Annotated in this window: 13 protein-coding genes, 2 tRNA genes and 3 rRNA genes; 15 read left to right on the plus strand and 3 right to left on the minus strand. The window is 37.8% G+C overall.

Features of this window, described 5'->3' with window-relative positions:
• Position 1: 1 nt before the first annotated feature.
• The 5 genes from FBR08_RS09460 to FBR08_RS09480 all read left to right on the plus strand — a co-directional run bounded on the left by FBR08_RS09460 (position 2) and on the right by FBR08_RS09480 (position 4816).
• Positions 2–1450: an HmuY family protein gene (locus FBR08_RS09460; RefSeq protein ID WP_158962494.1), complete on the plus strand. Its 1449-nt coding sequence runs from the start codon at positions 2–4 to the stop codon at positions 1448–1450.
• 250 nt (positions 1451–1700) lie between these two features.
• Entirely contained in the window at positions 1701–2357 is a 657-nt protein-coding gene (locus FBR08_RS09465) for a class I SAM-dependent methyltransferase (RefSeq protein WP_158962495.1), read from the plus strand.
• Between the two features lie 142 nt (positions 2358–2499).
• Positions 2500–3066 carry a xanthine phosphoribosyltransferase gene (gene xpt, locus FBR08_RS09470; RefSeq protein ID WP_158962496.1) on the plus strand — a complete coding sequence of 189 codons (567 nt, stop codon included), beginning with the start codon at positions 2500–2502 and terminating at the stop codon, positions 3064–3066.
• A gap of 155 nt (positions 3067–3221) precedes the next feature.
• Positions 3222–4229 carry an LLM class flavin-dependent oxidoreductase gene (locus FBR08_RS09475; RefSeq protein ID WP_158962497.1) on the plus strand — a complete coding sequence of 336 codons (1008 nt, stop codon included), beginning with the start codon at positions 3222–3224 and terminating at the stop codon, positions 4227–4229.
• A 38-nt stretch (positions 4230–4267) separates the two neighbouring features.
• Positions 4268–4816 (plus strand): hypothetical protein, encoded by a 549-nt coding sequence (locus FBR08_RS09480; protein WP_158962498.1) that lies wholly within the window; start codon positions 4268–4270, stop codon positions 4814–4816.
• 38 nt (positions 4817–4854) lie between these two features.
• On the opposite strand, the gene FBR08_RS09485 is transcribed toward FBR08_RS09480, so the two are convergent.
• Complete coding sequence (locus FBR08_RS09485; RefSeq protein WP_158962499.1) at positions 4855–7020, minus strand: M3 family metallopeptidase; 2166 nt, start codon at positions 7018–7020, stop codon at positions 4855–4857.
• A gap of 1564 nt (positions 7021–8584) precedes the next feature.
• On the opposite strand from FBR08_RS09485, the gene FBR08_RS09490 reads away from it, so the two are divergent.
• The 8 genes from FBR08_RS09490 (at position 8585) to FBR08_RS09525 (ending at position 18718) form a co-directional block, all read left to right on the plus strand.
• Positions 8585–10102: ribosomal RNA gene (locus FBR08_RS09490) — 16S ribosomal RNA — on the plus strand.
• Positions 10103–10171: 69 nt separating this feature from the next.
• A tRNA-Ile gene (locus tag FBR08_RS09495) sits at positions 10172–10245 on the plus strand.
• 87 nt (positions 10246–10332) lie between these two features.
• A tRNA-Ala gene (locus tag FBR08_RS09500) sits at positions 10333–10406 on the plus strand.
• Between the two features lie 120 nt (positions 10407–10526).
• A 23S ribosomal RNA gene (locus FBR08_RS09505) occupies positions 10527–13407 on the plus strand.
• A 117-nt stretch (positions 13408–13524) separates the two neighbouring features.
• Positions 13525–13634 (plus strand): 5S ribosomal RNA (rrf, locus tag FBR08_RS09510).
• Together the 16S, 23S and 5S rRNA genes with 2 tRNA genes alongside form the textbook arrangement of a ribosomal RNA operon.
• A 344-nt stretch (positions 13635–13978) precedes the next feature.
• Positions 13979–17242: an AsmA family protein gene (locus FBR08_RS09515; RefSeq protein ID WP_158962500.1), complete on the plus strand. Its 3264-nt coding sequence runs from the start codon at positions 13979–13981 to the stop codon at positions 17240–17242.
• 92 nt (positions 17243–17334) lie between these two features.
• Positions 17335–17925, plus strand: coding sequence for a peptide deformylase (def, locus tag FBR08_RS09520; RefSeq protein ID WP_158962501.1), 591 nt, complete (start codon positions 17335–17337; stop codon positions 17923–17925).
• The gene (locus FBR08_RS09525; RefSeq protein ID WP_233266074.1) at positions 17915–18718 is read left to right on the plus strand and encodes a tetratricopeptide repeat protein; all 804 of its coding nucleotides are present in this window, start codon (positions 17915–17917) and stop codon (positions 18716–18718) included. Before def ends, FBR08_RS09525 begins: the two co-directional genes overlap by 11 nt.
• A 2-nt stretch (positions 18719–18720) precedes the next feature.
• Here FBR08_RS09525 and FBR08_RS09530 read toward each other — a convergent pair whose 3' ends face one another.
• Together FBR08_RS09530 and FBR08_RS09535 are read right to left on the minus strand one after the other, a co-directional pair.
• On the minus strand, positions 18721–19395 hold the full coding sequence (locus FBR08_RS09530; protein ID WP_158962502.1) for a response regulator transcription factor: 675 nt from the start codon (positions 19393–19395) through the stop codon (positions 18721–18723).
• Positions 19388–20719 carry a sensor histidine kinase gene (locus FBR08_RS09535; RefSeq protein ID WP_158962503.1) on the minus strand — a complete coding sequence of 444 codons (1332 nt, stop codon included), beginning with the start codon at positions 20717–20719 and terminating at the stop codon, positions 19388–19390. Before FBR08_RS09535 ends, FBR08_RS09530 begins: the two co-directional genes overlap by 8 nt.
• A gap of 124 nt (positions 20720–20843) precedes the next feature.
• On the opposite strand from FBR08_RS09535, the gene FBR08_RS09540 reads away from it, so the two are divergent.
• Entirely contained in the window at positions 20844–23213 is a 2370-nt protein-coding gene (locus tag FBR08_RS09540) for an outer membrane beta-barrel family protein (RefSeq protein ID WP_158962504.1), read from the plus strand.
• Between the two features lie 154 nt (positions 23214–23367).
• Positions 23368–24840, plus strand: coding sequence for an SLC13 family permease (locus tag FBR08_RS09545; RefSeq protein WP_158962505.1), 1473 nt, complete (start codon positions 23368–23370; stop codon positions 24838–24840).
• Positions 24841–25254: the final 414 nt, after the last annotated feature.

Here is a 25254-nt window from a genome sequence, read left to right on the forward strand (position 1 = left end):
TATGAAGAATTATAAATTAGGAAAACTTGTTTTTGCATTTGTAGCACTTGTTTTTTTCAGTTCATGTGAAAAAGATTCTAATAATGGAAATAGCGATGTTCGCGATTTTGTTGTGGCTTTTGATGATCCATCTATTCCTTATAGAGAAATTGAAACGACGCGAAAAGTAGAGTTAGTGTTTTCTGAAATGGCTCAAGGAGAGGGATCCGTCGAGATTCAGATTATTCCCAGTAAAGCTATTTATGGAGTGGATTTTGCTACCATACCAGCAGCAGCTGATTTAAAATTAGTTGTTCCTTTTTCAAAAGGCATGAAAAGCACTTCGTTTACGTTTGAAAATTTAATTTTTCCTTATGATCGAACGGATAAGACTATTCAGTTTAATATCGCAAAGGTAAATTACAGTGAAAAAACGCCGAAAATCCAAGGATATAATGTCATGATGATTAGTTTCGATACTTCATTAGGAGGTATTATGACACCCAATGTCGGAGGTCCAACACAACCCAATCAGGTATATGTAGACTTAGGAGGAAAAGCGATGTATGAGGTAAAACGCAATTCATGGGATTTAGCCTTTGATAGCGGAAGCGAGTTTAGAGTTCGCTTGAATGGTTCGATTTATATGGCAGCAGGTAGCATCAAAGGTGCAGGTTCTATTGATGATGTACGAGAAGACAACACAATTCGAGAAATGAAAAATGTCGTGAAGATTGGTACATTTGACCCAGCGAATTTAGAATATATTGATGACCCTTCAGGAGATCCTGCTAAAACAGCAATTCACGCCATCTCAGACAATGATGCAAATAACAAAGTGTATTTAATCAATATGGGATTTGATCCAGGAACGGATGCTGTTGATCCTGGTTCGGTTTTAGTTACTGGAAAAGAACGCGGGTGGAAAAAAGTACGCATCTTAAAACGCGAAGGAGGTTACCTATTGCAGTATGCAGATATCAACGACAGCACGCACAAAGAAGTTATGATTCCTAAATCACCAGGATTTAATTTTACCTTCTATAGTTTCAACACAAATAGTATTGTACAAGTAGAACCGAGTAAAACTAAATGGGATTTAAATTTTACCGTGTTTACAAATAAAGTAGATCAAGCAGGAGACCCTAAAGGATCTTATGGATATTCTGACTTTATAGTTCAGAATAGTTACGGAGGAGTAAAAGCCTATAAGGTAACTAGCCCTGCTGGAGATAAAAATTTCTATAAGGAATACAATTTAGAAAAGGTAGTAGAAAGTTCATTATCAAGTGATTTTACTGCGATTGGAGGTACTTGGAGAGAAGTAGCTAATGCAAAAGTGTTATATAAAAATGTATTTTATGTAATCAAGGACGCCAAAGGGAATTATTATAAAATGAGAATGTTAGATTTCTTCAATGAAAAAGGAGATCGCGGATATCCGAAATTTGAATATTCATTGTTGAGATAAAAGATAGTTAAGAGTATATAGAGATTTGTTGTCGCACTCTATATGTTGAATTCAATCGAATGGCAAATAGCTTTTTGTATTTGTTCTTTATTGAGTTGTTAGTTTATTTTTGTTAGGAAAACCCCGAAGTAGTCTTTCGGGGTTTTTCGTTTACAATTCCTTCTTTTTTAATGCAATAAGTAGAAAATATTGTAGGTAAATACTATGTAGATTTATTCTAAATAGTTATCTTTGAGCAAAATCAAAAAGAATGAATAATTTAGATTTAAATGAGGTAGCAAGTCAGTTGCGATGCCCTTCAGGGCAAGTAGGTGAGGAGTTGGCAGAAGTAATGTTTAAATCAAATAGCAATATGATTTACAAAACAGTAGATCGATTGCAATTGTATCAAGGGGATGCGGTTTTAGAAATCGGCTTTGGTAGTGCAAAGCATTTACCTTATGTTTTTTCAGCTGCTCAGAATCTTAGTTATTATGGAGTAGAAATTTCGGCTTTAATGGTAGAGATGGCGATGAAAGTAAAAGAATCTATGATTCAGGAAGCGATTGAATTGAAATTAGCAGAAGAATTGAACACCCTTGCTTACCCTGATAAATTTTTTAATCATTGTTTTTCAGTAAATACTGTTTATTTCTGGAATGACCCCGTTAAGTATTTTACAGAGATTTATCGTGTCCTTAAGCCAGGAGGAAGTATAGCGCTATCTTATATTAGAGAAGATTTCGCACAGCAACAACCTTTTGCAAAAGAAGATGTTTTTCATTTTTATCGCACAGAATGGTTGATTCGCATCATGACTAATATCGGATATAGTCATGTTGAACGTTGGCAGTATATTGAAAACACTGTAGATAAAGTAGGTAATAAAGTAATTCGACCTTTTGTTGTATTAAAAGGGAAGAAGTAAGTTTTAAGTTAGGTCTATTTTTAAAAATACGTTTGCGATTTTTGTAAACGAGTTATATTATTTTAACTTCGCGTAATTGTATTACCCAAAAAGGAGATCGATTTGAATCTCCTTTATTTATTCATAGACAACACACAAAATAATGGAATTATTACGTCAGCGAATTCTTCAAGATGGTAGATGTTTTGAAGGAGGAATTTTAAAAGTAGATAGCTTTATTAATCACCAAATGGATCCTGTTTTAATGAAATCCATAGGGGTAGAGTTTGTCCGTCGATTTGCAGGAACGAATGTTAATAAGATTATGACGATTGAAGCTAGTGGAATAGCACCCGCTATTATGACAGGATACCTTCTTAATCTGCCAGTCGTATTTGCAAAGAAGAAAAAACCTAGTACGATGGAGCATATGTTGCACACACAAATTCACTCTTTTACGAAAGACAGAACCTATGACGTTGTTATTAGCAATGATTTTCTAACACCTGAGGATAATGTGCTTTTTGTCGATGACTTTTTAGCCTATGGAAATGCTGCCGTAGGCGTGCTGGATTTAATAGAGCAGTCTGGAGCTAATCTAGTGGGAATGGGATTTATTATAGAGAAAGCCTTCCAACAAGGGAGAAAATTGTTAGAGGAAAAAGGCGTGCGCGTTGAATCGTTGGCTATTATTGACGATCTTTCCAATTGTACAATTACAATCCGATAAAACATCAAGCTCATTCTATACCGAATGAGCTTTTTTTATTATAGCTAGAGGTAAGAATACTTAGAAATGTTAAACTATTTCTATTGCATTAGTGTATTCTTTTTTTATTGATTAATTTAATCGTTTACAATAATTCGTTCACAAGATTTAGTAATATGAATAAAAAAATAGATTATTCTTTCTTAGATTTAGCTGTTATTGGCGCTGAAAAATCGACGAAAGAAACATTAAATAATGTATTAGCTACTGCTCAACATGCGGAGCAATTGAATTATACTCGTTTTTGGTTAGCTGAGCATCATAATATGCCCCATATTGCGAGTGCTGCTACTTCAGTTCTCATTGGTTACGTAGCAGGAGGTACAGAAAAAATGAGAGTGGGGTCGGGAGGTATTATGTTACCCAACCACCCTCCTTTAGTAATTGCCGAACAATTTGGTACGCTAGCATCTCTATACCCTAATCGAATTGATTTAGGATTGGGAAGAGCTCCAGGTACAGATCAACTTACTGCTATGGCACTAAGGAGAAATGACATACAAAGCGCAAACTTCTTTCCGCAACAAATACAAGAGTTGAAAACATTTTTTAGCACAGCAAACGCCGAAGCAAAAGTAAGAGCCTTTCCTGGAGAAGGGGTAGAAGTTCCCTTTTGGATTTTAGGGTCAAGTACGGAAAGTGCCTATTTAGCGGCTGAGTTGGGATTGCCTTATGCCTTTGCCAGTCATTTTGCCCCTGATCAAATTCAAATGGCAGGTAAAATTTACAAGAATAATTTTAAGCCTTCTGCACAGTTAGATCAACCTTATTTCATGCCTTGTGTCAATGCAATTTTAGCTGATACCACACATGAAGCCGAAATATTGGCAACTTCTTTTTATCGCATGTTTTTGGGAATTATTCGAAATGACCGAAAACCTCTACAGCCACCCATCGAATCCATGCAGGGAATTTGGACCGTACAAGAAGAAGCCGCTGTTTACAATATGACTGCTTGTTCGTTTATTGGAACAAAAGAAGAAATGTTACCCGAACTCAATCGCTTTTGCCAAGTATTGGAAGTGGATGAGCTAATGATTACAACGCCGATTTATGATTATGACAAACGCAAGTACAGCATGAAGCTATTTGCTGAAGTTATGCAAAATTTGGAACATTCTTAATTTTGTGCGTATTTTTACTGGAATAAATAAAAACACAGATGAATAAGAAAATCGGAACCCTAATACTCCTTTTTGTTGTACTCGTAGGATGTACTGGAAAAAAGGCCTATACCGAAATTGTACATGAAGACAAATTCAGTGTTGAAGTGCCAAGTACGATGGAAAAGACAAGAGCATTGAATGGAGATGCTACGCTTCAATTACAAAATGTTAGTGAAGAGCTTTACTTGATTGTCATCAAAGAGAGTAAAAGTGAAATCGATGAGCTATTTCAAGCCGAGCTTGGGGAAAAGGAAGATATATTTGCACAATTTTCAGAAACAACCTTAGAGTATTTAACCTCAAGTTTGGATGCATTAGAACCAAGTCAATTGAAACTTCTAGACCCGACAATAAACAAACTACCCGCAAGAACAGTTGATTTTACAGCTAGAATAGGAGGATTAGATGTTTATTATAAGTTCGCTTCTTTTGAGGGAGAAGAAAACTACTATCAAGTGTTGACTTGGACGCTGAAAGAACATCAAGACAAAAATCAAGAGGCTATGGACAAAATGATTGATAGCTTTAAAGAAATAAGTAAATAAAAAAAGTCAGAGCATGTGCTCTGACTTTTTTTTATAAATTAGATTTTTGCATCTACGTTATTGTTGTTTTTGAAAGTAGTCTTTTGATCAAAGCCCTTCATTTTTAAATAAGCATCAATCGTTGCATCTTTACCTCTAAACTCGCGATACATTTCATCTGATGGTTTAGTATTTCCTTTTGATAAAATTTTATCTCTAAAGACTTGACCATTTTTGCGGTTCATTCCACCATTGTCCATTAACCATTGGAAGGCATCATTGTCTAATGTTTCTGCCCAAGTATAGGAATAGTAGCCCGCAGCATATCCTCCTCCGAATACGTGATTGAAGAAGGAAGAACGGTATCTCGGAGGTACAGTTGCTAAATTAATTCCGTATTTAGCTAATGCTTGTTGTTCAAACGCTGCTACATCTTTAATATCCGCAGTAGAGGAAATCGTATGCCACTCCATATCTAATAAAGAAGCGCTTAAAATTTCTGTCAATCCATATCCAATATTAAAGTTTTGAGCGGCTTTCATTTTCGCAATCAAACTTTCAGGAATGACTGCTCCAGATTTATAATGTTTTGCATAGTTTGTCAATACTTCAGGTAAAAAAGCAAAATGTTCGTGAAATTGAGAAGGCAATTCAACAAAATCGCGAGATACACTTGTTCCAGCAACAGTAGGATAGGTAACATCAGATAAGAATCCGTGTAATCCGTGGCCAAACTCGTGGAACATCGTAATTACTTCATCTGGTGATAAAAGGGTAGGCTGACCCGCCGCCGGTTTTTGGTAGTTGCAAACATTGTAAACAACAGGAGCTTGATTCAATAATTTCGACTGTGTAACAATATTACTCATCCATGCACCTCCGCGTTTTGATTCACGAGCATAGAAATCAACGTAAAATAACCCAATCGGGCTTTTATCTTCATTGAAAATTTCAAAAACGCGTACATCTTCTTGCCAAACAGGGATGTCTTTTCGTTCCTCGAAAGTAATACCATATAATTTTTCAGCCATATAGAAAACTCCTTTTTCTAAAACAGCATTCATTTCAAAATAGGGTTTTACCTCATTTAAGTTTAGAGCGTATTTCTGTTCTCTGATTTTTTCAGCATAATAATCCCAATCCGCAGCCGTTAGAGTAAAAGGATCCGCTTGTTTATTAATTAAATCTTGGATTTCTTTAGCTTCTTGTGTGGCGGCCCCTACAGCATACGGACTCAATTGATCCATTAATTTTTTTGCTTGATCGGGTTTATTTGCCATACTTCCTTGTAAACTCCATTCAGCATAGTTCTTGAAACCTAATAACTCCGCTTTTGCCGCGCGTTTCTTTGCTATAGTGATTAACGTTTCTCTTGTATCGTTGTCATCCCCTTTTTCTGTGCGATTCCAACCCGCGTCAAATAACTTTTTGCGCGACTCCTTATTATGTAAGGATGCAGCAATCGGTTGTTGCGTGGTATTGTTTAAAGGAATAGCATAGGTTCCATCTGCTTGTTTGAAAGCTTCTAGTTCAGATTCACTAAGTCCGTCTAATTCCTCTTTGGTGAAGGTAACACTCCCAGATTTAGTAGCTGCCAATAATTGATCTCCAAATTTAGTAGTTAAAGAGGCCAATTCTTGGTTCAGTTGCTTTAGTGTTTCTTTTTGTTCTGGTTTTAAGTTAGCACCAGAACGAATAAATTCTTGATAGTACACATCTAATACACGTGCTTGTTCACTCGTTAATCCTAACGAAGCTTGTTGATCGTGTAATTGTTTGACTCTTTGAAATAAAGCGTCATTAAGGTATATCCCATCATTATGCGCAGCAAATTTTGGAGATAGTTCTTGGTTGATGGCTTTAATTTCATCATTAGTATGTGCGCCTACTAATAAATGGAATACGGAACTTACTCGATTTAATAACGCACTTGATTTTTCTAACTCCACAAGAGTATTCTCAAAAGTAGGCGCTTCTGTATTGGCCGTAATCTTATCAATGGCTTCTACTTGACGACGCATACCCTCTAAAATAGCAGGTCTAAAATCTTTATTTTTTATTTTTTCAAAATCTGCCGTCTGATACGGTAGTGTACTTTCAGCAAAAAAAGCATTGCTTTCATCCCAATTCGGGTTTGCATCAGCTTGATCTGCGCTTTTTTTGCATGACATACTAAATAAAGTTATACCAGTTAAGGTACCTACAATAGCTTTTTTCATATACATAATAGGTAAAGTTTAAAAATATGAAGTTCAAAGATAGAAATATATTGTGAAGTTGTGAGATTGCTCGTTGTGAAGGGGTGTTTTTGTTTTTTGAAAATGGACATAGCGATGTGGCGTACGAGTGAAAGGTATTTTTGTTTGATTCTCTCCTTATATATATAGGTAGGGAAAAATGGTTATTTTCCCTTTGTTCAAAATACTTTTTTTAAACGCAATCTCCTTTTATTGCATGTATTCCCCCAAAAAGCGACTTACAAAAAGGCAAAAATGCCCCTTACTTATAGATTTACCCCCTTTTATTGGATGCATTCCACAAAAAAGCAACGTACAAAAAGGCAAAAAAGCCCCTTACATATAGTTTCCTCTCCTTTGAATTGATGTATTCCACAAAAAAGCAACGTACAAAAAAGCAAAAAAGCCCTTTACTTATAGATTTATTACCTTTTATTGGATGCATTCCACAAAAAAGCAACGTACAAAAAGGCAAAAAAGCCCTTTACTTATAGATTTATTCCCTTTTATTGGATGCATTCCACAAAAAAGCGACTTACAAAAAGGCAAAAATGCCCCTTACTTATAGATTTATCCCCTTTTATTGGATGTATTCAGCAAAAAAGCAACTTGCAAAAAGGCAAAAATGCCCCTTACTTATAGATTTATCCCCTTTTATTGGATGCATTCCACAAAAAAGCAACGTACAAAAAAGCAAAAAAGCCCCTTACTTATAGATTTATCCCTTTTTATTGGATGCATTCCACAAAAAAGCGACTTACAAAAAGGCAAAAATGCCCCTTACTTATAGATTTATCCCCTTTTATTGGATGTATTCCACAAAAAAGCAACGTACAAAAAGGCAAAAAAGCCCTTTACATATAGTTTCCTCTCCTTTGAATTGATATGTTCCACAAAAAAGCAACGTACAAAAAAGCAAAAAAGCCCCTTACATATAGTCTCCTCTCCTTTGAATCGATGCATTCCACAAAAAAGCAACTTTCAAAAAAGCAAAAAAGCAAAAAAACTTTAAGCTGTAAAAGGTAGCATAATAGCGAGTTGCGAATAAAGGTGTAAAATCATTGCAAAAAAAGCAACAAATAATTTGGAAGTGGCAAAAAAGGTGCTACTTTTGCATCCGCATTAAACAAGCAGACGTTCATAGAAAAGCAGAGGAAAAGACGACAGATTGGTTCAGAAATATTTTTCAAAAATAAATTTGGATTAATGAAATAAAGAGTCTTATCTTTGCAGTCCGCTTCAGTAAACACTGAGGATTGGCAAAAAGGGAAGAAAAATTTTTTCTCAAAAAGTTTTGCCAGTTCAAATAAAGTTTTTACTTTTGCACTCGCTTTAGTAACCGACTGGTTGACGAGGGATACAGAAAAAAAATCAAATTTTTTTTTGTCAAATCGAAAAAGTTGATTACTTTTGCACTCGCTTCGAAAATCAAGTAGTAGCGAGATTGAAACACGATCATAGACATATTGGACAACAGCATACAAAATAAAGAGAGTAAGGTGATTTTAGGATCACGAATAAACTAGCTAACTTTTTACAATATTAAAAATATACGATGAAGAGTTTGATCCTGGCTCAGGATGAACGCTAGCGGCAGGCCTAACACATGCAAGTCGAGGGGTATAGAGAGCTTGCTTTCTAGAGACCGGCGGATGGGTGAGTAACGCGTATGCAACCTACCTTTCACAGAGGAATAGCCCGGAGAAATTCGGATTAATGCTTCATGGTTTAATTGGATGGCATCATTTGATTAATAAAGATTTATCGGTGAAAGATGGGCATGCGTATCATTAGCTAGTTGGTGTGGTAACGGCATACCAAGGCGACGATGATTAGGGGTCCTGAGAGGGAGATCCCCCACACTGGTACTGAGACACGGACCAGACTCCTACGGGAGGCAGCAGTGAGGAATATTGGTCAATGGAGGCAACTCTGAACCAGCCATGCCGCGTGCAGGATGACGGTCCTATGGATTGTAAACTGCTTTTGTACGGGAAGAAATGTATCTACGTGTAGATATTTGACGGTACCGTAAGAATAAGGATCGGCTAACTCCGTGCCAGCAGCCGCGGTAATACGGAGGATCCGAGCGTTATCCGGAATTATTGGGTTTAAAGGGTTCGTAGGCGGTTTAGTAAGTCAGTGGTGAAATCTTACAGCTTAACTGTAAAATTGCCGTTGATACTGCTAGACTTGAATAGTATGGAAGTAATTAGAATATGTAGTGTAGCGGTGAAATGCTTAGATATTACATGGAATACCAATTGCGAAGGCAGATTACTACATACTTATTGACGCTGATGAACGAAAGCGTGGGTAGCGAACAGGATTAGATACCCTGGTAGTCCACGCCGTAAACGATGGATACTAGCTGTTCGGTTTTCGGACTGAGTGGCTAAGCGAAAGTGATAAGTATCCCACCTGGGGAGTACGTTCGCAAGAATGAAACTCAAAGGAATTGACGGGGGCCCGCACAAGCGGTGGAGCATGTGGTTTAATTCGATGATACGCGAGGAACCTTACCAGGGCTTAAATGTAGATTGACAGGTTTAGAGATAGACTTTCCTTCGGGCAATTTACAAGGTGCTGCATGGTTGTCGTCAGCTCGTGCCGTGAGGTGTCAGGTTAAGTCCTATAACGAGCGCAACCCCTATTGTTAGTTGCCAGCGGGTCATGCCGGGAACTCTAACAAGACTGCCGGTGCAAACCGCGAGGAAGGTGGGGATGACGTCAAATCATCACGGCCCTTACGTCCTGGGCTACACACGTGCTACAATGGCCAGTACAGAAAGCAGCTACCAGGCAACTGGATGCGAATCTCAAAAACTGGTCTCAGTTCGGATTGGAGTCTGCAACTCGACTCCATGAAGCTGGAATCGCTAGTAATCGGATATCAGCCATGATCCGGTGAATACGTTCCCGGGCCTTGTACACACCGCCCGTCAAGCCATGGAAGCCGGGGGTACCTGAAGTCGGTCGCCGCAAGGAGCTGCCTAGGGTAAAACTGGTAACTAGGGCTAAGTCGTAACAAGGTAGCCGTACCGGAAGGTGCGGCTGGAACACCTCCTTTCTAGAGAAAAAAAGAGGTTGGTTTATTTACTCTCGCTGTTTGTTCAAATATAAAATAAGTAATATACAGAGTCTCGTAGCTCAGCTGGTTAGAGTACTACACTGATAATGTAGGGGTCGGCAGTTCGAGTCTGCCCGGGACTACTAAGTATTACAAAGGAAATTCTAGAGGTTAGTTAAACCGTTGAAAGTTACTGTTAACCGTAAACTGTTAGCTGTTGACCTAAAAACGGGGGATTAGCTCAGCTGGCTAGAGCGCCTGCCTTGCACGCAGGAGGTCATCGGTTCGACTCCGATATTCTCCACAAGGACTACGGTCCAAAACGATCATTGACATATTGTAACGACAAATACAGTTAGATAGTAATTCATATTATTATTTAATAAAAATTTTATAGAAAGTACGATTCGAAAGAATTGTAAGCACATAAGCAAAATAAGGGCGTATGGGGAATGCCTAGGCTCTCAGAGGCGAGGAAGGACGTGATAAGCTGCGAAAAGCTACGGGGATTGGCACACACGAATTGATCCGTAGATATCCGAATGGGGCAACCCACTATGTTGAAGACATAGTATCCGAATAGGAGGCGAACCTGCTGAACTGAAACATCTAAGTAGGCAGAGGAGAAGAAAACAAAAGTGATTCCGCTAGTAGTGGCGAGCGAACGCGGAATAGCCCAAACCAATGTTGTTACGGCAATATTGGGGTTGTAGGACCACGACATTTCTTGCGGATTGAATTAGAATTACCTGGAAAGGTAAACCGAAGAGGGTGATAGTCCCGTATAAGTAAGAGAAGATAAGGATAGTGGTATCCTGAGTAGGTCGGGGCACGTGAAACCCTGATTGAAACTGGCGGGACCATCCGCTAAGGCTAAATACTCCTGAGAGACCGATAGTGAACCAGTACCGTGAGGGAAAGGTGAAAAGAACCGTGAATAACGGAGTGAAATAGATCCTGAAACCATACGCCTACAAGCGGTCGGAGCCCCTTTGTGGGGTGACGGCGTGCCTTTTGCATAATGAGCCTACGAGTTACCGTTGCTGGCAAGGATAAGTGATTAAGTCATGGATCCGTAGCGAAAGCGAGTCTTAATAGGGCGCTTTAGTCAGTAGTGGTAGACGCGAAACCGTGTGATCTACCCATGGGCAGGTTGAAGTTTAGGTAACACTAAATGGAGGACCGAACCGTTTAACGCTGAAAAGTTTTCGGATGACCTGTGGGTAGGGGTGAAAGGCCAATCAAACTCGGAAATAGCTCGTACTCCCCGAAATGCATTTAGGTGCAGCGATGATCATAGTTACTTAGAGGTAGAGCTACTGATTGGATGCGGGGGCTTCACCGCCTACCAATTCCTGACAAACTCCGAATGCTAATTAATGATAATCATCAGTGAGGGCATGGGTGCTAAGGTCCATGTCCGAGAGGGAAAGAACCCAGACCATCAGCTAAGGTCCCCAAATGTATACTAAGTTGAAAAAACGCGGTTTGATTGCCCAGACAGCTAGGATGTTGGCTTGGAAGCAGCCATTCATTTAAAGAGTGCGTAACAGCTCACTAGTCGAGCGATCGAGCATGGATAATAATCGGGCATAAGTATACTACCGAAGCTATGGATTTACGTTTTAAACGTGAGTGGTAGGGGAGCATTCTATCGACGTAGAAGCCGTACTGTGAGGTATGGTGGAGTTTATAGAAAAGAAAATGTAGGCATAAGTAACGATAAGGGGTGCGAGAAACACCCCCGCCGTAAGACTAAGGTTTCCTGAGCTATGCTAATCAGCTTAGGGTTAGTCGGGACCTAAGGCACACCCGAAGGGGGACGTCGATGGCCAACGGGTTAATATTCCCGTACTACTAATAATTGTGATGGAGTGACACAGTGATGAAAGCACCGCGAACTGACGGAATAGTTCGTTGAAGCACGTACCTATATCAGCTATAGTAAAATGCGTAGTTGATGGAGAAATGCGATAGTACTCAGCGTTTTCGAACAACGAGATAGTGTGCCTAAGGGCTGTCAAGAAAAGCTTCTAAACTTAGATTATTAGTACCCGTACCGTAAACCGACACAGGTAGTCGAGGAGAGTATCCTAAGGCGCTCGAGAGATTCATGGCTAAGGAACTAGGCAAAATAGACCTGTAACTTCGGGAGAAAGGTCGCCAGCGCAAGCTGGCCGCAGTGAAAAGGTCCAGGCGACTGTTTATCAAAAACACAGGGCTCTGCAAAATCGTAAGATGAGGTATAGGGCCTGACACCTGCCCGGTGCTGGAAGGTTAAGAGGAGATGTTATTCGCAAGAAGAAGCATTGAATTGAAGCCCCAGTAAACGGCGGCCGTAACTATAACGGTCCTAAGGTAGCGAAATTCCTTGTCGGGTAAGTTCCGACCTGCACGAATGGTGTAACGATCTGGACACTGTCTCAGCCATGAGCTCGGTGAAATTGTAGTATCGGTGAAGATGCCGATTACCCGCAGTGGGACGAAAAGACCCTGTGCACCTTTACTATAGCTTAGTATTGTTCTTGGATAAGTGATGTGTAGGATAGGTGGGAGACTTCGATCCTGCGTCGCCAGGCGTAGGTTAGTCATTGTTGAAATACCACCCTTTGCTTATTTGAGATCTAACTCTGCGTTGCAGAGGACATTGCTTGGTGGGTAGTTTGACTGGGGTGGTCGCCTCCAAAAGAGTAACGGAGGCTTCTAAAGGTTCCCTCAGCACGCTTGGTAACCGTGCGTAGAGTGCAATGGCATAAGGGAGCTTGACTGGGAGACTAACAAGTCGATCAGGTACGAAAGTAGAGCATAGTGATCCGGTGGTTCCGCATGGAAGGGCCATCGCTCAAAGGATAAAAGGTACGCCGGGGATAACAGGCTGATCTCCCCCAAGAGCTCATATCGACGGGGGGGTTTGGCACCTCGATGTCGGCTCGTCACATCCTGGGGCTGGAGAAGGTCCCAAGGGTTGGGCTGTTCGCCCATTAAAGTGGCACGCGAGCTGGGTTCAGAACGTCGTGAGACAGTTCGGTCTCTATCTACTGTGGGCGTTAGAAATTTGAGTGGATCTGATTCTAGTACGAGAGGACCGAATTGGACCAACCTCTAGTGCATCTGTTGTCTCGCCAGGGGCATCGCAGAGTAGCTACGTTGGGCAGGGATAAGCGCTGAAAGCATATAAGTGCGAAACCCACCACAAGATGAGATTTCTTTAAAGGGCCGTTGAAGATGACAACGTTGATAGGCTATAGATGTAAAGGCAGTAATGTCATAGTCGAGTAGTACTAATAGCCCGTAAGCTTATGTGTATCTCCCTCTACCTTGTGTAGAGGGAGGGCAACTTTCTAAAAAAAGTAAGTATTTGTTACGTTATAATATACAATATTAGTTATAGGATCCTTTTTAGGAATTTATAACAACCGCTTTAGGGTGGTTATTGCGGCGGGGCTCACCTCTTTCCATTTCGAACAGAGAAGTTAAGCCCGCTAGCGCAGATGGTACTGCCTCACGGTGGGAGAGTATGTCGTCGCCCTTCTTTTAAAAAGCCTGATTACGTTAGTAGTCAGGCTTTTTTGTTTTATGCTTTTTTGGGGGTTGTGGGTTGATTGTTGTGAAGATGGTCGATTAAAAACGGTTCTCCTTATTTAAGAGATGTTCAAACAACCAACGACAAACGACAAACCCCTCTCACCACCTCACCCTCTCATCAACTCATCCTCTCATCGCCTCACCCTCTCATCAAAAAAACACTCAAATAATATGTCGCTATATGCGAAAAAAATAATATTTTTTTTCGTAAATGAATAAGATGTTCTAATTTTGTGTCTTAATTTGTGAAATAATCTGTTTATTTGTACACAATTTGTATAGAGTTAAAGTATGGGGTTTTCTGGAAAAAAAGTTGTTAAACGAATAGCTATCGTCTTAGGGACTTTAGTAGTCTTGGTATTAGGAACCATGTTGGTTGTTCCTATTTTTTTTAAGGATACAATTAACGATGAAATCAAAAAGTTATTAGCTGAATCAATAGAAGGTGAAGTAGCTTTTGACGATATCGATGTATCCTTCTTTAAAAATTTCCCCTATTTAACGGCAACTGTTGTAAAGCCTGTCATAGAAGGGGTTCAAGTAGATTCTTTACAGCCAATGACGTTGTTAGCGGCTAAAGAATTAGGGCTTGGTATTAATATGATGAGTTTGTTAGACTCAAAAATTAGCTTTGACCGCGTTTTTGTTGATTCTCCTATTATTGATTTAATGGTCAATGAAAAAGGTGAAGCGAATTATATGGTAATGAAACCTTCAGAGGAAGAAGAGGACGATCAAAAAGGGTTTGACTTACAAATTGATCGTTTGGAAATTAAAAATGCGCTATTGCGCTATTGCGATGAGGCGGGTAATCTCTATTTTTCGGCTGTTAATTTTGATTATTTGGGAAGTGGAAATATGAGTGAAGCTGTATTTCAGCTGAAGAGTAAAGTTCGCATAGAATCGTTTGATTTTAGTTTTGACAATGTGTTTTACGTTAAAGAGAAACCGATATTAGCTGACTTAGAAACGTTGATTGATACGAAGTCTTTAACTTTTGAGTTTCAAAAGAATAATTTAAAAGTAAAAGATTTACTAGTTAGTTTTATTGGGCGTTTCGGTTTTATCGAAAACGGCTATGACATGTTGTTCGACATCAATACCGAACAAGCGAGTCTAAATGAATTGCTCTCTTTGGTACCACCAGAATATCAATCGTGGTTGGATCAAACCAAGTTTGAAGGTGTTGTGGATGGTAAATTTAAGTTAGAAGGACAGTTTATAGCTTTAGATACGATAATGCCATCGATTAACTTGGATTTAGCTGTGGCTAATGGAGTTATTCAACACGGAAATGTTATGGATCCAATTAAAGATTTGGCATTGAAATTTCAATTTAAAATGCCTTCTCTTGATATGGAGAAAAGTGAGGTTATAATTGATCAACTTGATTTTTCAATTGCAGGGCGTAAAAGTAATTTTACACTACATACCCTGGGGTTTGAAAAACCAGTTATTCAAAGTGCTATGGATCTGAATATGGATTTGGATTTGATTCATAAGGCTTTAGGGTTATCTGGTTTTGATTTGAAAGGAGACGTGCAGTTAAAAGGTAAAGTTGACGGACAATTCGCTAAGGGAATCGTTGAAACAAGAACACTGCGCACAGTAAAACGCGATACTGTGATTACGAGTATTCCAACGTTTGATTTTGACGGAATGATTCGCAATGGTTATTTTAAATTGGATAGTTTACCTCAGGCATTAAAAGAAATTAGTTTTGACGTTAAAGCGGAAGGGCCAACAGAAAAGATAAAAGATATTAAATTCCGCATTGATAATTTAAATCTTTTAGCCATGGATAATTTCGTGAAAGGGCATTTTGCGGTAAATAACATGACCACTTATGATGTTGACGCGCGTATAGAAGCTGATATTGATTTTGATCATATCAAAGAATTTATTCCGTTTGATGAGGCTGTATTACGTGGTAATTTAAAGATAGACGGAACAGTTAAAGGAAGTTATGAGCCAAAACGCAAGCGTTTTCCAGTCTTAAATACAGAAGTGAAATTGATTAATGGTTATGTACAATTGAAGCGTTTGCCTGAATTGCCTATTGAGGATATTCAAATCCACACCATTATTAAAAGTTCACGTGGATCAATCAACGATTTATCGATCGAGGTATTGCCGATTAATTTCAAGATTGCGAAAGAGCCTTTCCAATTAGCAGCAAGTTTGTATAATTTGAATAACTTAAATTATAATATTCAATCAAAAGGGACGATTAATATTGGTGATATCTATAAGATCTTTAAGGTTGATGGTATTGATGTTCACGGTAGAATTATTACGAGTTTATTCTTAAAAGGATTGCAAAGTGATGCCATAAAAGGAGATTTCGACAAGCTGAAAAATGGAGGTAAATTTGAAGTAGATAATATTCGCATACATTCAGAAATGTTTCCTTATCCATTGCACATCAAAAAAGGAGTTTTTAAGTTTTTTAAAGAGAAGATGGGCTTTGAGAAGTTTGTAGCAACTTACGGTAGTTCTGAAATTAACATGAAAGGGTATTTAACCAATGTAGTTGATTATATACTTAAAGAAGATACCTTACAAGGTAAATTTACATTTGAAAGCCCATATTTTAATGTGGATGAATTCATGATGTTTGACTCTAAAAGCACAAAGAGTAAAACGGCAACAGCATCTTCATCTGGTACCGGGGTAATTCAGGTTCCTAAGAATTTAAATATCGTGTTTGATGCAATTGCAAAAAAAATAAAATATACCGAGTATAACTTGGAAGACTTTACAGGTAGTCTATTAGTTAATGGAGGAAAAATTGACCTTCAAAACACGAATTTCGGGTTGATAGGAACAAAAGTGGGTATGAATGGAACTTATGAACCAACAGGATTTAGAAAAGCAAAATTTGATTATGCTATTCAAGCTTCTGATTTTGATATTCAACGTGCCTATAAGGAAATCACCTTATTTAGAGAGATGGTAAGTATGGCTAAGGATGCTTATGGTCAGGTTTCATTAGATTATAAGTTGGCGGGTGATTTAGATAAAAATATGTTTCCTGTTTTTCGTTCTTTAGTTGGTGGAGGATCTTTAACCTTGGAGAATATTGAGTTTAAAGGATTTAATCTCCTAGGTGCCATTGCAAAAGAGACCAATACGAAATCGCTAGAAGAGGGAAAAGCAAAAGACGTTGAGATAAAAACAACAATTAAAGACAATGTAATGACCATTGAACGCACTCGAATGAAGATGGCTGGATTTAGACCCCGATTCGAAGGACAGGTGAGTTTAGATGGAGAGATGAATATTGGTCTTCGATTGGGATTACCTCCGATGGGAATTATCGGGATTCCGATGAAAATTCAGGGTAATTCGGATGATTTTAAAATTAAATTGGGACGTTATAAACCGAGTGAGGTTTTAGGAAGAACAACGGATGATGACGATGAGGATGAAGACGAGCAACCCGAGCCAGGTGCAGAATCAGGCGTAACTCCAGAAGGAGAGGCTATTATTCCTACAGGTGAAACCCCTAAGGAGGAAAAACCAAAAGAAGCAGCAGCAATTCCAGCTGCATAAATATAGAAAGCCAGAGACGAATCTCTGGCTTTATTTTTTTGCTAACGTTAGAAATAGTATTTTTACGCATTAGATTTCGAAATAAGACCAAGATGATACCATGTAATCCCTTAACAACAGAAGAATTAGCTTTAATTTTTGAAGGCGATCAAACCCAACCGATGTACGTTTATCAAGATGGTGTTCCTGATGAATTACAAGTGCTTAAAACCAATTGTACGGAAATAGATCCTCAGGATACTAACGTAAAAATGTTAATCGCACGTATGTACAAGACAGTAGCAGATGGCGATCGTGCAGGCGTGGGTATTGCGGCACCTCAAGTTGGATTAGCTAGACGATTGTTTTTAGTTAAACGTTTTGACAAAGCCAATGAACCTTTTGAGTTCTTTATCAATCCTCAAATTGTATGGTACTCTGCTGTATTGCAACAAGGAGATGAAGGCTGTTTGTCTATAGAAGATCGCTATGAGGCTGTTTATCGCAGTTTAGCTGTTCAAATCACTTATTTTGATCTAGAAGGGAATCACTATCAGGAAGTTGTAGAAGGGTATACGGCTGTGATTATGCAGCATGAATACGATCATTTGAATGGTATTTTGTTTACAGATCGTGTCGTAGAACAAGAAGAACGTCAGTATGAAGATGCGACTTTAGAAACACCTTTGGTGTATGAAGTATAAGGGGGTCTTACTGTTAATTTCAATTTGTTGGTTTTGGGGCAAGGGAATGGCCCAAGTGCCTGCTTTGCGTGATAGCTTATCTTGTCCAACGGATAATCTCCAAATTATTCAGTTGTACGACATGGGGTTTAAAGCTTTGGAAAAAGAAGCATACTATAATACTGCAGGAAAAATATTCTTTCAAATCGTACAAATGGATAAAAAACTGTGCGATGCATATTATTATACAGGGATAGCGTTAACCAAACAAGACAAGGACGATGTTGCGTATACGTATTTGTATTATGCGGATAGTTTAGCTGCTCAACCTACTTTACCCTTTAAAATTGCTTTAGCAGCATCGGCTTTACGCAATGGAAATGTAGGATTAGCGCGAAAAAAATACGAAGAAATTAAACACGATTTTCCCAATAGTCCGGAGGGATATTACGGATTAAGCTTAACGGCAACTTCTATCGGCGATGTTGTAGAGGGATTAGTCAATGCGGATCGATCCTTATTGAAGTACAAGCATGTAGGAGGCTTGACTTCAGCGAGAGAACAGGAAATCTATCTGATTAAAGCAATTTTATTGCGCATGAATAAGCAATATGACAAAGCCATTGCGTTCTTTGAGAAGAGCAAGGATCATTTTGGTACAACGACAGATTATCTAGCGAATTACGCTTTGACTGCCTATGAGTTGTATAAGCAAACAAAAGAGGAGCAATGGAAGCAAGCAAGTCAACAAGCTTTGCTTCGAATTCAAGATAAAACTGTATTAAACGACGATTTTTATCAGCAATTTAACTAGGTTTAAAGATTCAAGTTAATTTTAAATCCAACACCGCGAATGCTGGTAATTTGTATCGTATCATCGTCGACTAAATATTTGCGTAAACGCGTTACAAATACATCTAAACTTCTTCCGTTAAAATAATCGGCGGATTGCCAAAGTTGATTTAAAATCACTTCTCGCTCCAAAATAGATTGATCATATTGGATAAATAGCAAGAGTAAATCTCGCTCTCTTTCTGTAAGTTGATAAGTTCGTTTGGGATGTTCTAGGCGCAATAAAGTAGGATTAAAGGTGTAAATTCCCAAGTGATAAACAGTTGTTGTTTCCTTAGGCGTATGGCGTAAAATATTGTCAATACGCAGTTTTAATTCTTCGGGATCACATGTTTTTGCAATATAATCTGCAGCACCTAATTTTAAACCCAATAATCGGTCGATATTTTGATTTTTAGCCGTCAAAAACAAAAAGGGAATATTGGGGTGATTCTGATGCATTTCCTTTGCCAAAGTAAACCCATCTTTAATGGGAAGCATAATATCTAGAATAGCCAAATCGAAGTTGTGTTGCTCAAACAACGCATTTACCTCTATTGAATCGGAGGTCCATACTACATCAAAACCGCTAATTTCTAAATACTGTTTAACCACAGTACCATAGTCTATATCATCTTCAACAAGGAGAATTTTATGCATAGGGAATACGAATAATAAAAGTTGTTCCTATTGTGAGTTTACTATTGATTTGAATACTGCCTTGGTGTTTTTCTACTATTTGCTTTACTTGATACAAGCCGATACCCAAGCCTACTGTATTGTGTACATTGTTGTGTATAATGCGATAGAATTTGCGAAAAATAAGAGGTTGTTCCTTCTTTTCAATACCAATGCCATTGTCAGAAACTTCAAGGTACAGCTTATTTTCTTTAGCGTGTAGTGAACATGTTACAACTGTACCGCCATATTTAATACTGTTTTCCAAAAGATTCAGCAGTATTGTCTCTACTTCCGTTCGCGATAAGGGGATGGTGTCTGCTGCTAAATCCCACGAAATTTTAAAATCAACCGTTTGATTTCTCAGCTTTAAATCTTCAATAAGTTGTATGAAATTCTCATGATTAAAGGGAAGGTCATTGGTGTTTGAGGTTACACCTAATTGATTTTGTAAACGTTCCAATCGATTGATTTGCCTTTGAATCAACGCTACGGTTGGAGAATCATATTCTTGTTTGAGGTTGTTGCATCCGTATTTTAAGGTAGCAATAGGCAGTTTAAATTCGTGAGAAATATTGTCTACCATATTGTGTAAACTCCAAACTTCTTGTTCTTTTTTTCTAATGGTTTTGTATGTAATAAAATACAAGATTATAATAAACGTACAAATAAGGAATGATCCCAATAATAAAGGAAAGAGCTGATGAAAAGCAATGCTATTGAAATTGAGTACTTCAATGTATTTTTCTTGTTTGACAGTAAAGTGATTGGAATAATCTTCGGGGCAATCCATACAAGGATCATTGGACTTATTTTCACTACTTTCTTCTACTTCCCATTCGGAAGTATTTACGCGATGCGCCTGTTTTATTTTTTGTTGAGTCTCTAAAATTGTAACAGGAGTTTTAAGCATATTCTCTTTGGTTGAATTCAAAATAACATGCGTCAAATCAATTCGATAGGCAATTTTATACCCCAAACTAGCAAATGCACTATCTATTTTATGTGTAGCATCTAAACTAACAAATTGCAAATAAGAAGCGTTTTTTTCTTGTATTTCTTCTATAGTTGCCTTTTTTTGTAACAACTCTAAAACAGCCTTGTACATGACGTTATCCTTCTTTTTTGATTTTTTTTCAAAGGAAAGGATGTTCTCTATTTCATCTATTTTAGCATGGGCAATCGTGTGAATTTCTTTCTTTTTTAACTCTAATACTTGAAGAAAATAGAATGTCATTATTCCAATCAAAAAGAGATAGAATAAACTGAAGGCAATCAGATAATACTTTGGTTTATAGGACTTCATAGAGACAAATTTAGTTTAAAAATACGGATAATTGATTGAGATAAGAGTATTAACCGTTCGTTAACCGTTCATTAACTGGAATTCAATTCTCATTGATTCATCTTTGTTTGAAAATATAGAAACGATGGTCCGTATAGTAATTTATATCTTTATGCTATTGATGAGTTTGGTGTTACAAGCACAAACAACAGGAGCTGAGATAATAAGAAAAGTAGTTGATAGTAAGCAAGAAGGATTGGCTTTTGTTACAGTAATAGCAAAAGACGACGAGGGAAATGTGGTAGTATCTTTTTATACTGATGAACAAGGAAATTATCAACTGAACCCGCAGAACAATATAAAGCAGCTGGAGTTCAGCTATGTGGGATTTCAAACGAAACGAGCAGCATATGATGCGTCGCTTCCGCGTGTTATTCAGTTGAGTGAAGATAGTTCGTTGTTGGATGAAGTGCACATCACTGCTAAAAAACCCATCATCAAACGAGAAATAGATCGCTTAGTGTTTCATGTTCAAAATACCCCTTTGGCGACGACGAATGCTTGGGATATTGTCAAACAAACCCCAGGAGTGAATACGATAGGAGACAACTTAAGCATCAGAGGGAGTCAAAGTATTTTGGTCACCATTAACGATAAAAAAGTCATGTTGACAGGAGAACAATTAAAATCGCTGTTAGAGGGAACTGAAGGAACACAGGTAGAGGCAATCGAAGTGATTACCAATCCTCCAGCAAAGTATGAAGCTCAGGGAAATGCTGTTCTGAATATTAGATTAAAAAAGAATAATTCTTATGGATATAAAGGAAGTGTTTCGGAGCGATTCAAGCAAACAGCATATGCCTATAATACAGTGAGCACACAGCATTCTTATACGGGAGAGAAGATAAATGTATCAGGTAGTTATTCTTTTGGTAATGGTAATACTGTTCGATACAATGAAGACAATGTGCGTTATGAAAATGGAGAAAGATGGAGTAGCGTGATGACGCGTAGGAATAAAATGAAAGGAAGACATAGTTTTCAGTCAGAAATGGATGTGAAATTGGATAGTACGCTTACGTTTACTATTGGTGGGAATGGATATATCAATGAACAAACTAAGGGAGATTATGTTATTCCTACTTTAATTTATAACCCTCAAGATATTGTGGAGTCCTCTTATACTACTTTTAATAAAAAGCGGGCAAATATGGATACCTATACGGGGTACTTTATGTTGGATAAGACTTTCAATGGAGATGAAAAATTAGTATGGTCATCATATTTTACATATGATAATCAAAAGGATAATCAAGATGTTTTAACGAAGTTGAATTTTAAAGAGCAAGAACCTGCAGAACGCTTTTTTGCTACGAAGGACAGACAACGTACTCGATTAGCTGTTTCCGGTATTGATTATTCGGTAGATAAAGAATCCTCAAAATGGGAATTAGGAGGAAAGTATAGTCTAGTTTCAGCCACTTATTTGTTGAATTTTTTTGATGGAAAAGAAAGAGAAGTCAACCAAAATCAAGAAAAGAGTAATGCTTTTGATTATCAAGAAATAAATTGGGCAGGATATACTTCCTACACCAAACAATGGGGAAAATGGCAGGTGAAAGCAGGTGTAAGAGGAGAGTATACGGGAATTCAAACCCAGAGTACCGGGATGGGAAGTCATAATCAATCGTACTTTAAATTGTTTCCTACGGCCTATTTGAAATATGATCTTACGGATCAGCAGCAATTGAGTTTGGCTTATAGCAAGCGTATTGATCGTCCATCTTATTCGTGGATGAATCCAGCGAAAAGCTACTATAATTTGTTTTCCTATTTTCAAGGAGATCCCGATTTGAAAGCTGCTATTAGTCATAATTTTAGTTTGAATTATACGTTTAATGAGTTGAATGTGGAGCTGTTTTACAATCGAGAATTAAATCCTTCGATGGAAATATCCTATCAAGAGAATGAGTCCCATATGTTGATTTATCACTATACGAATATTGATAAAAGACAGTTAGCAGGGATGATTGTTAATTACTCTTATCAAATTTTACCTGTTTGGTCGGCAAATTCATTTTTATACTTGCAACAACAAGAAGATTATTTCTATGGTGTAGATCAAAACTTACATAAGAATGATGCCTTTATCGTTGGCGGGCGTTTGAATACCACTGTAGATCTTGATAAAAAGAGCAATTGGAAAGCGATGTTAACCTATAATTTTTATACACCAAGTGTACAGGGTTCTTTTAAAATTAGTGGATATCAAAGCACGGATTTTATTATGAGTCGCGACTTTAACAAGAGTAGATGGTCTGTCAATTTGTATGTGTATAATATCTTTGGAAGTGATAGACAGATTATTAGTACAAAGTATGCTAACCAAAATAATTATTTTAAAGATTATAGTGATACCCAGGGATTTGCAATTGGGATAAAATGTAATTTAGGAAACCAAAAAGTGAAGTACAATACGAAAGAGTTAGATATGCAGGAAAAGAATCGTCTATAGATTTCATGAAAACGGAGAGCAAAGAACGCTTTCCGTTTTTTGTTTTTCTCCCTATTTATGATTTATGAAAAAAAGGATATTACTTATTGATGAAATTGTTAAAGCTCTTTTATTCATGAGTAATTTCGTAGCTTTGTAATGAAAATCAATAGTTATGGAGTTTGATTACTTTGACCAGATTCGCAAAATACGAACGGGAATTCGCTTTTACAGTGAATTATTAATAGAAGCTTCTTGGAGTGTATGGAATATCAAGACAAGGATTGGAATTTTTTTCTTTTCCTTACTTATCGCTTTTCTTTGTACTTATTTTTTGACGCCAGAGGTATTTTCTGAGGCACAACGCTATACTTTTTTTATCTTACTTTTTTCCATCTTACTGTGGGCGACGGAGGCAATACCTCCTTTTGCTGTGGGAATCATGATTATTGGTTTCTTAGTGTATACCATGGGCAATATGGAAGGAGCTACTATTTCTCCACAAGAAATATCTTCAACTTGGTCGGATAGTGTGATTTGGATTTTCTTAGGAGGATTCTTCCTCAGTGAGGGAATGCGAAAGACCAATCTCGATTTATCCTTATTCAAAAAGACAATTGCCATCTTTGGTTCTAATCCTAATAAACTGGTATTGGGAATCATCTTGGTAACCTCCATATTATCATTGATCATTTCGAATACGGCTACGGCTGCCATGGTTTTGGCTTCCGTGATGCCACTGATTGAGAGAGAGGGAAAAGAATCGCCTATGTCTAAAGCGATTTTAATTAGTATTCCTGCAGCTGCTACTTTTGCGGGAATGATCAGTATGGTTTCCACTCCTCCTAATTTAATTGTGGTCGATGTGCTGAAAACAAAAGGTTTTACCGTAAATTTTACGCAGTGGTTATTTTTGGGATTGGTACCTGCCGTTATTTTATTAGCGGGATTCTGGTGGGCTATTGTAAAAAAATATACATCAAAAGTGAAAGGACTAGATGTCTCTTTTGTGAATCAAGCGTTAGAAATGACCAATAGCTTGCGTTTGCAACGCTTAGCTGTAATTGTAATTTTAGTGATTACGGTAGGGATGTGGATGTTTGGTACTACATACCATATTCCAACTGCAGGAGCCGCTATGGTGCCGATTATGTTTCTGCCGATGTTGGGAATTATTACCGCAGAAGACGTGCGTAAACTCCCTTGGGACACGTTGATGCTTGTTGCAGGTGGTTTATCATTGGGTATTGCAATTAAAGAATTGTTAGCGCCTTATTACTCGCAATTTTTAGCAGGTGCAGAATTTAATGTTGTGGTGATGATGATTGTATTTGCTGTTATTACCGTTGTGTTTTCGAATATTATGAGTAGTACCGCAACCGCAACGATTTTAATAAACATTGCCGCTATCGTATTACCTGTAGATCAATTATTACCCATTGGATTGGTCGTTGGACTTTGTGCGTCTTGTGGGTTATTTTTACCTGTATCAACACCTCCTAATGCCATTGTATTCGGTACGGGAATGCTCAAACAAAAGGATTTTAGATTAGGGGGAATGTTCGGTGCTTTTGTGGGAACGATTGTTATTATCCTATGGGTATTATTCTTACAAGAATTCACTGATTTTTTTGAGTATTTAAAGTAAATAGGAAATTCCTATTATAGTAGATAAGAACGCAAAGCGCAAGGGATTCTATTCCTTGCGCTTTTTTCTTTATCTAATCGAATTAGATGAAAGACTTTAGCTTTAATCTTATTGGGTTAGAGGCATAGCCTAAAAATATTTCCATCAAAAAACGAAGAAAGGATTGTAATTACATGCTCAAATCACATATAAGGTATTTGGGGTTATAGGTTCGGTTTAATTCTTGTTGATAGTCGTTAGCAGATCATTTTCATAAGGCTTATAATTCTAGGTTTGAGGCTAAAATAAGCAGGGGCAACCAAAATCGTTGTACCTGGCTTGTGCTTGTTGTTACTTTAACAAAAGGCAACGTGTGTTCTCTGGTATACTATTTTTTAACCGTGCATTTTTATTAATCAATAAAATTGAAATTCA

The sequence above is a fragment of the Myroides fluvii genome, from assembly GCF_009792295.1.
In the GTDB taxonomy this organism is placed as follows: domain Bacteria; phylum Bacteroidota; class Bacteroidia; order Flavobacteriales; family Flavobacteriaceae; genus Flavobacterium; species Flavobacterium fluvii_A.

Bases quoted from the DNA above. Each gene is read 5' to 3' on its own strand.
- FBR08_RS09460 (WP_158962494.1), top strand. From the start codon at position 2: ATGAAGAATTATAAATTAGGAAAACTTGTTTTTGCATTTGTAGCACTT.
- FBR08_RS09465 (WP_158962495.1), top strand. From the start codon at position 1,701: ATGAATAATTTAGATTTAAATGAGGTAGCAAGTCAGTTGCGATGCCCT.
- xpt (WP_158962496.1), top strand. From the start codon at position 2,500: ATGGAATTATTACGTCAGCGAATTCTTCAAGATGGTAGATGTTTTGAA.
- FBR08_RS09475 (WP_158962497.1), top strand. From the start codon at position 3,222: ATGAATAAAAAAATAGATTATTCTTTCTTAGATTTAGCTGTTATTGGC.
- FBR08_RS09480 (WP_158962498.1), top strand. From the start codon at position 4,268: ATGAATAAGAAAATCGGAACCCTAATACTCCTTTTTGTTGTACTCGTA.
- FBR08_RS09485 (WP_158962499.1), bottom strand. From the start codon at position 7,020: ATGTATATGAAAAAAGCTATTGTAGGTACCTTAACTGGTATAACTTTA.
- FBR08_RS09515 (WP_158962500.1), top strand. From the start codon at position 13,979: ATGGGGTTTTCTGGAAAAAAAGTTGTTAAACGAATAGCTATCGTCTTA.
- def (WP_158962501.1), top strand. From the start codon at position 17,335: ATGATACCATGTAATCCCTTAACAACAGAAGAATTAGCTTTAATTTTT.
- FBR08_RS09525 (WP_233266074.1), top strand. From the start codon at position 17,915: ATGAAGTATAAGGGGGTCTTACTGTTAATTTCAATTTGTTGGTTTTGG.
- FBR08_RS09530 (WP_158962502.1), bottom strand. From the start codon at position 19,395: ATGCATAAAATTCTCCTTGTTGAAGATGATATAGACTATGGTACTGTG.
- FBR08_RS09535 (WP_158962503.1), bottom strand. From the start codon at position 20,719: ATGAAGTCCTATAAACCAAAGTATTATCTGATTGCCTTCAGTTTATTC.
- FBR08_RS09540 (WP_158962504.1), top strand. From the start codon at position 20,844: ATGGTCCGTATAGTAATTTATATCTTTATGCTATTGATGAGTTTGGTG.
- FBR08_RS09545 (WP_158962505.1), top strand. From the start codon at position 23,368: ATGGAGTTTGATTACTTTGACCAGATTCGCAAAATACGAACGGGAATT.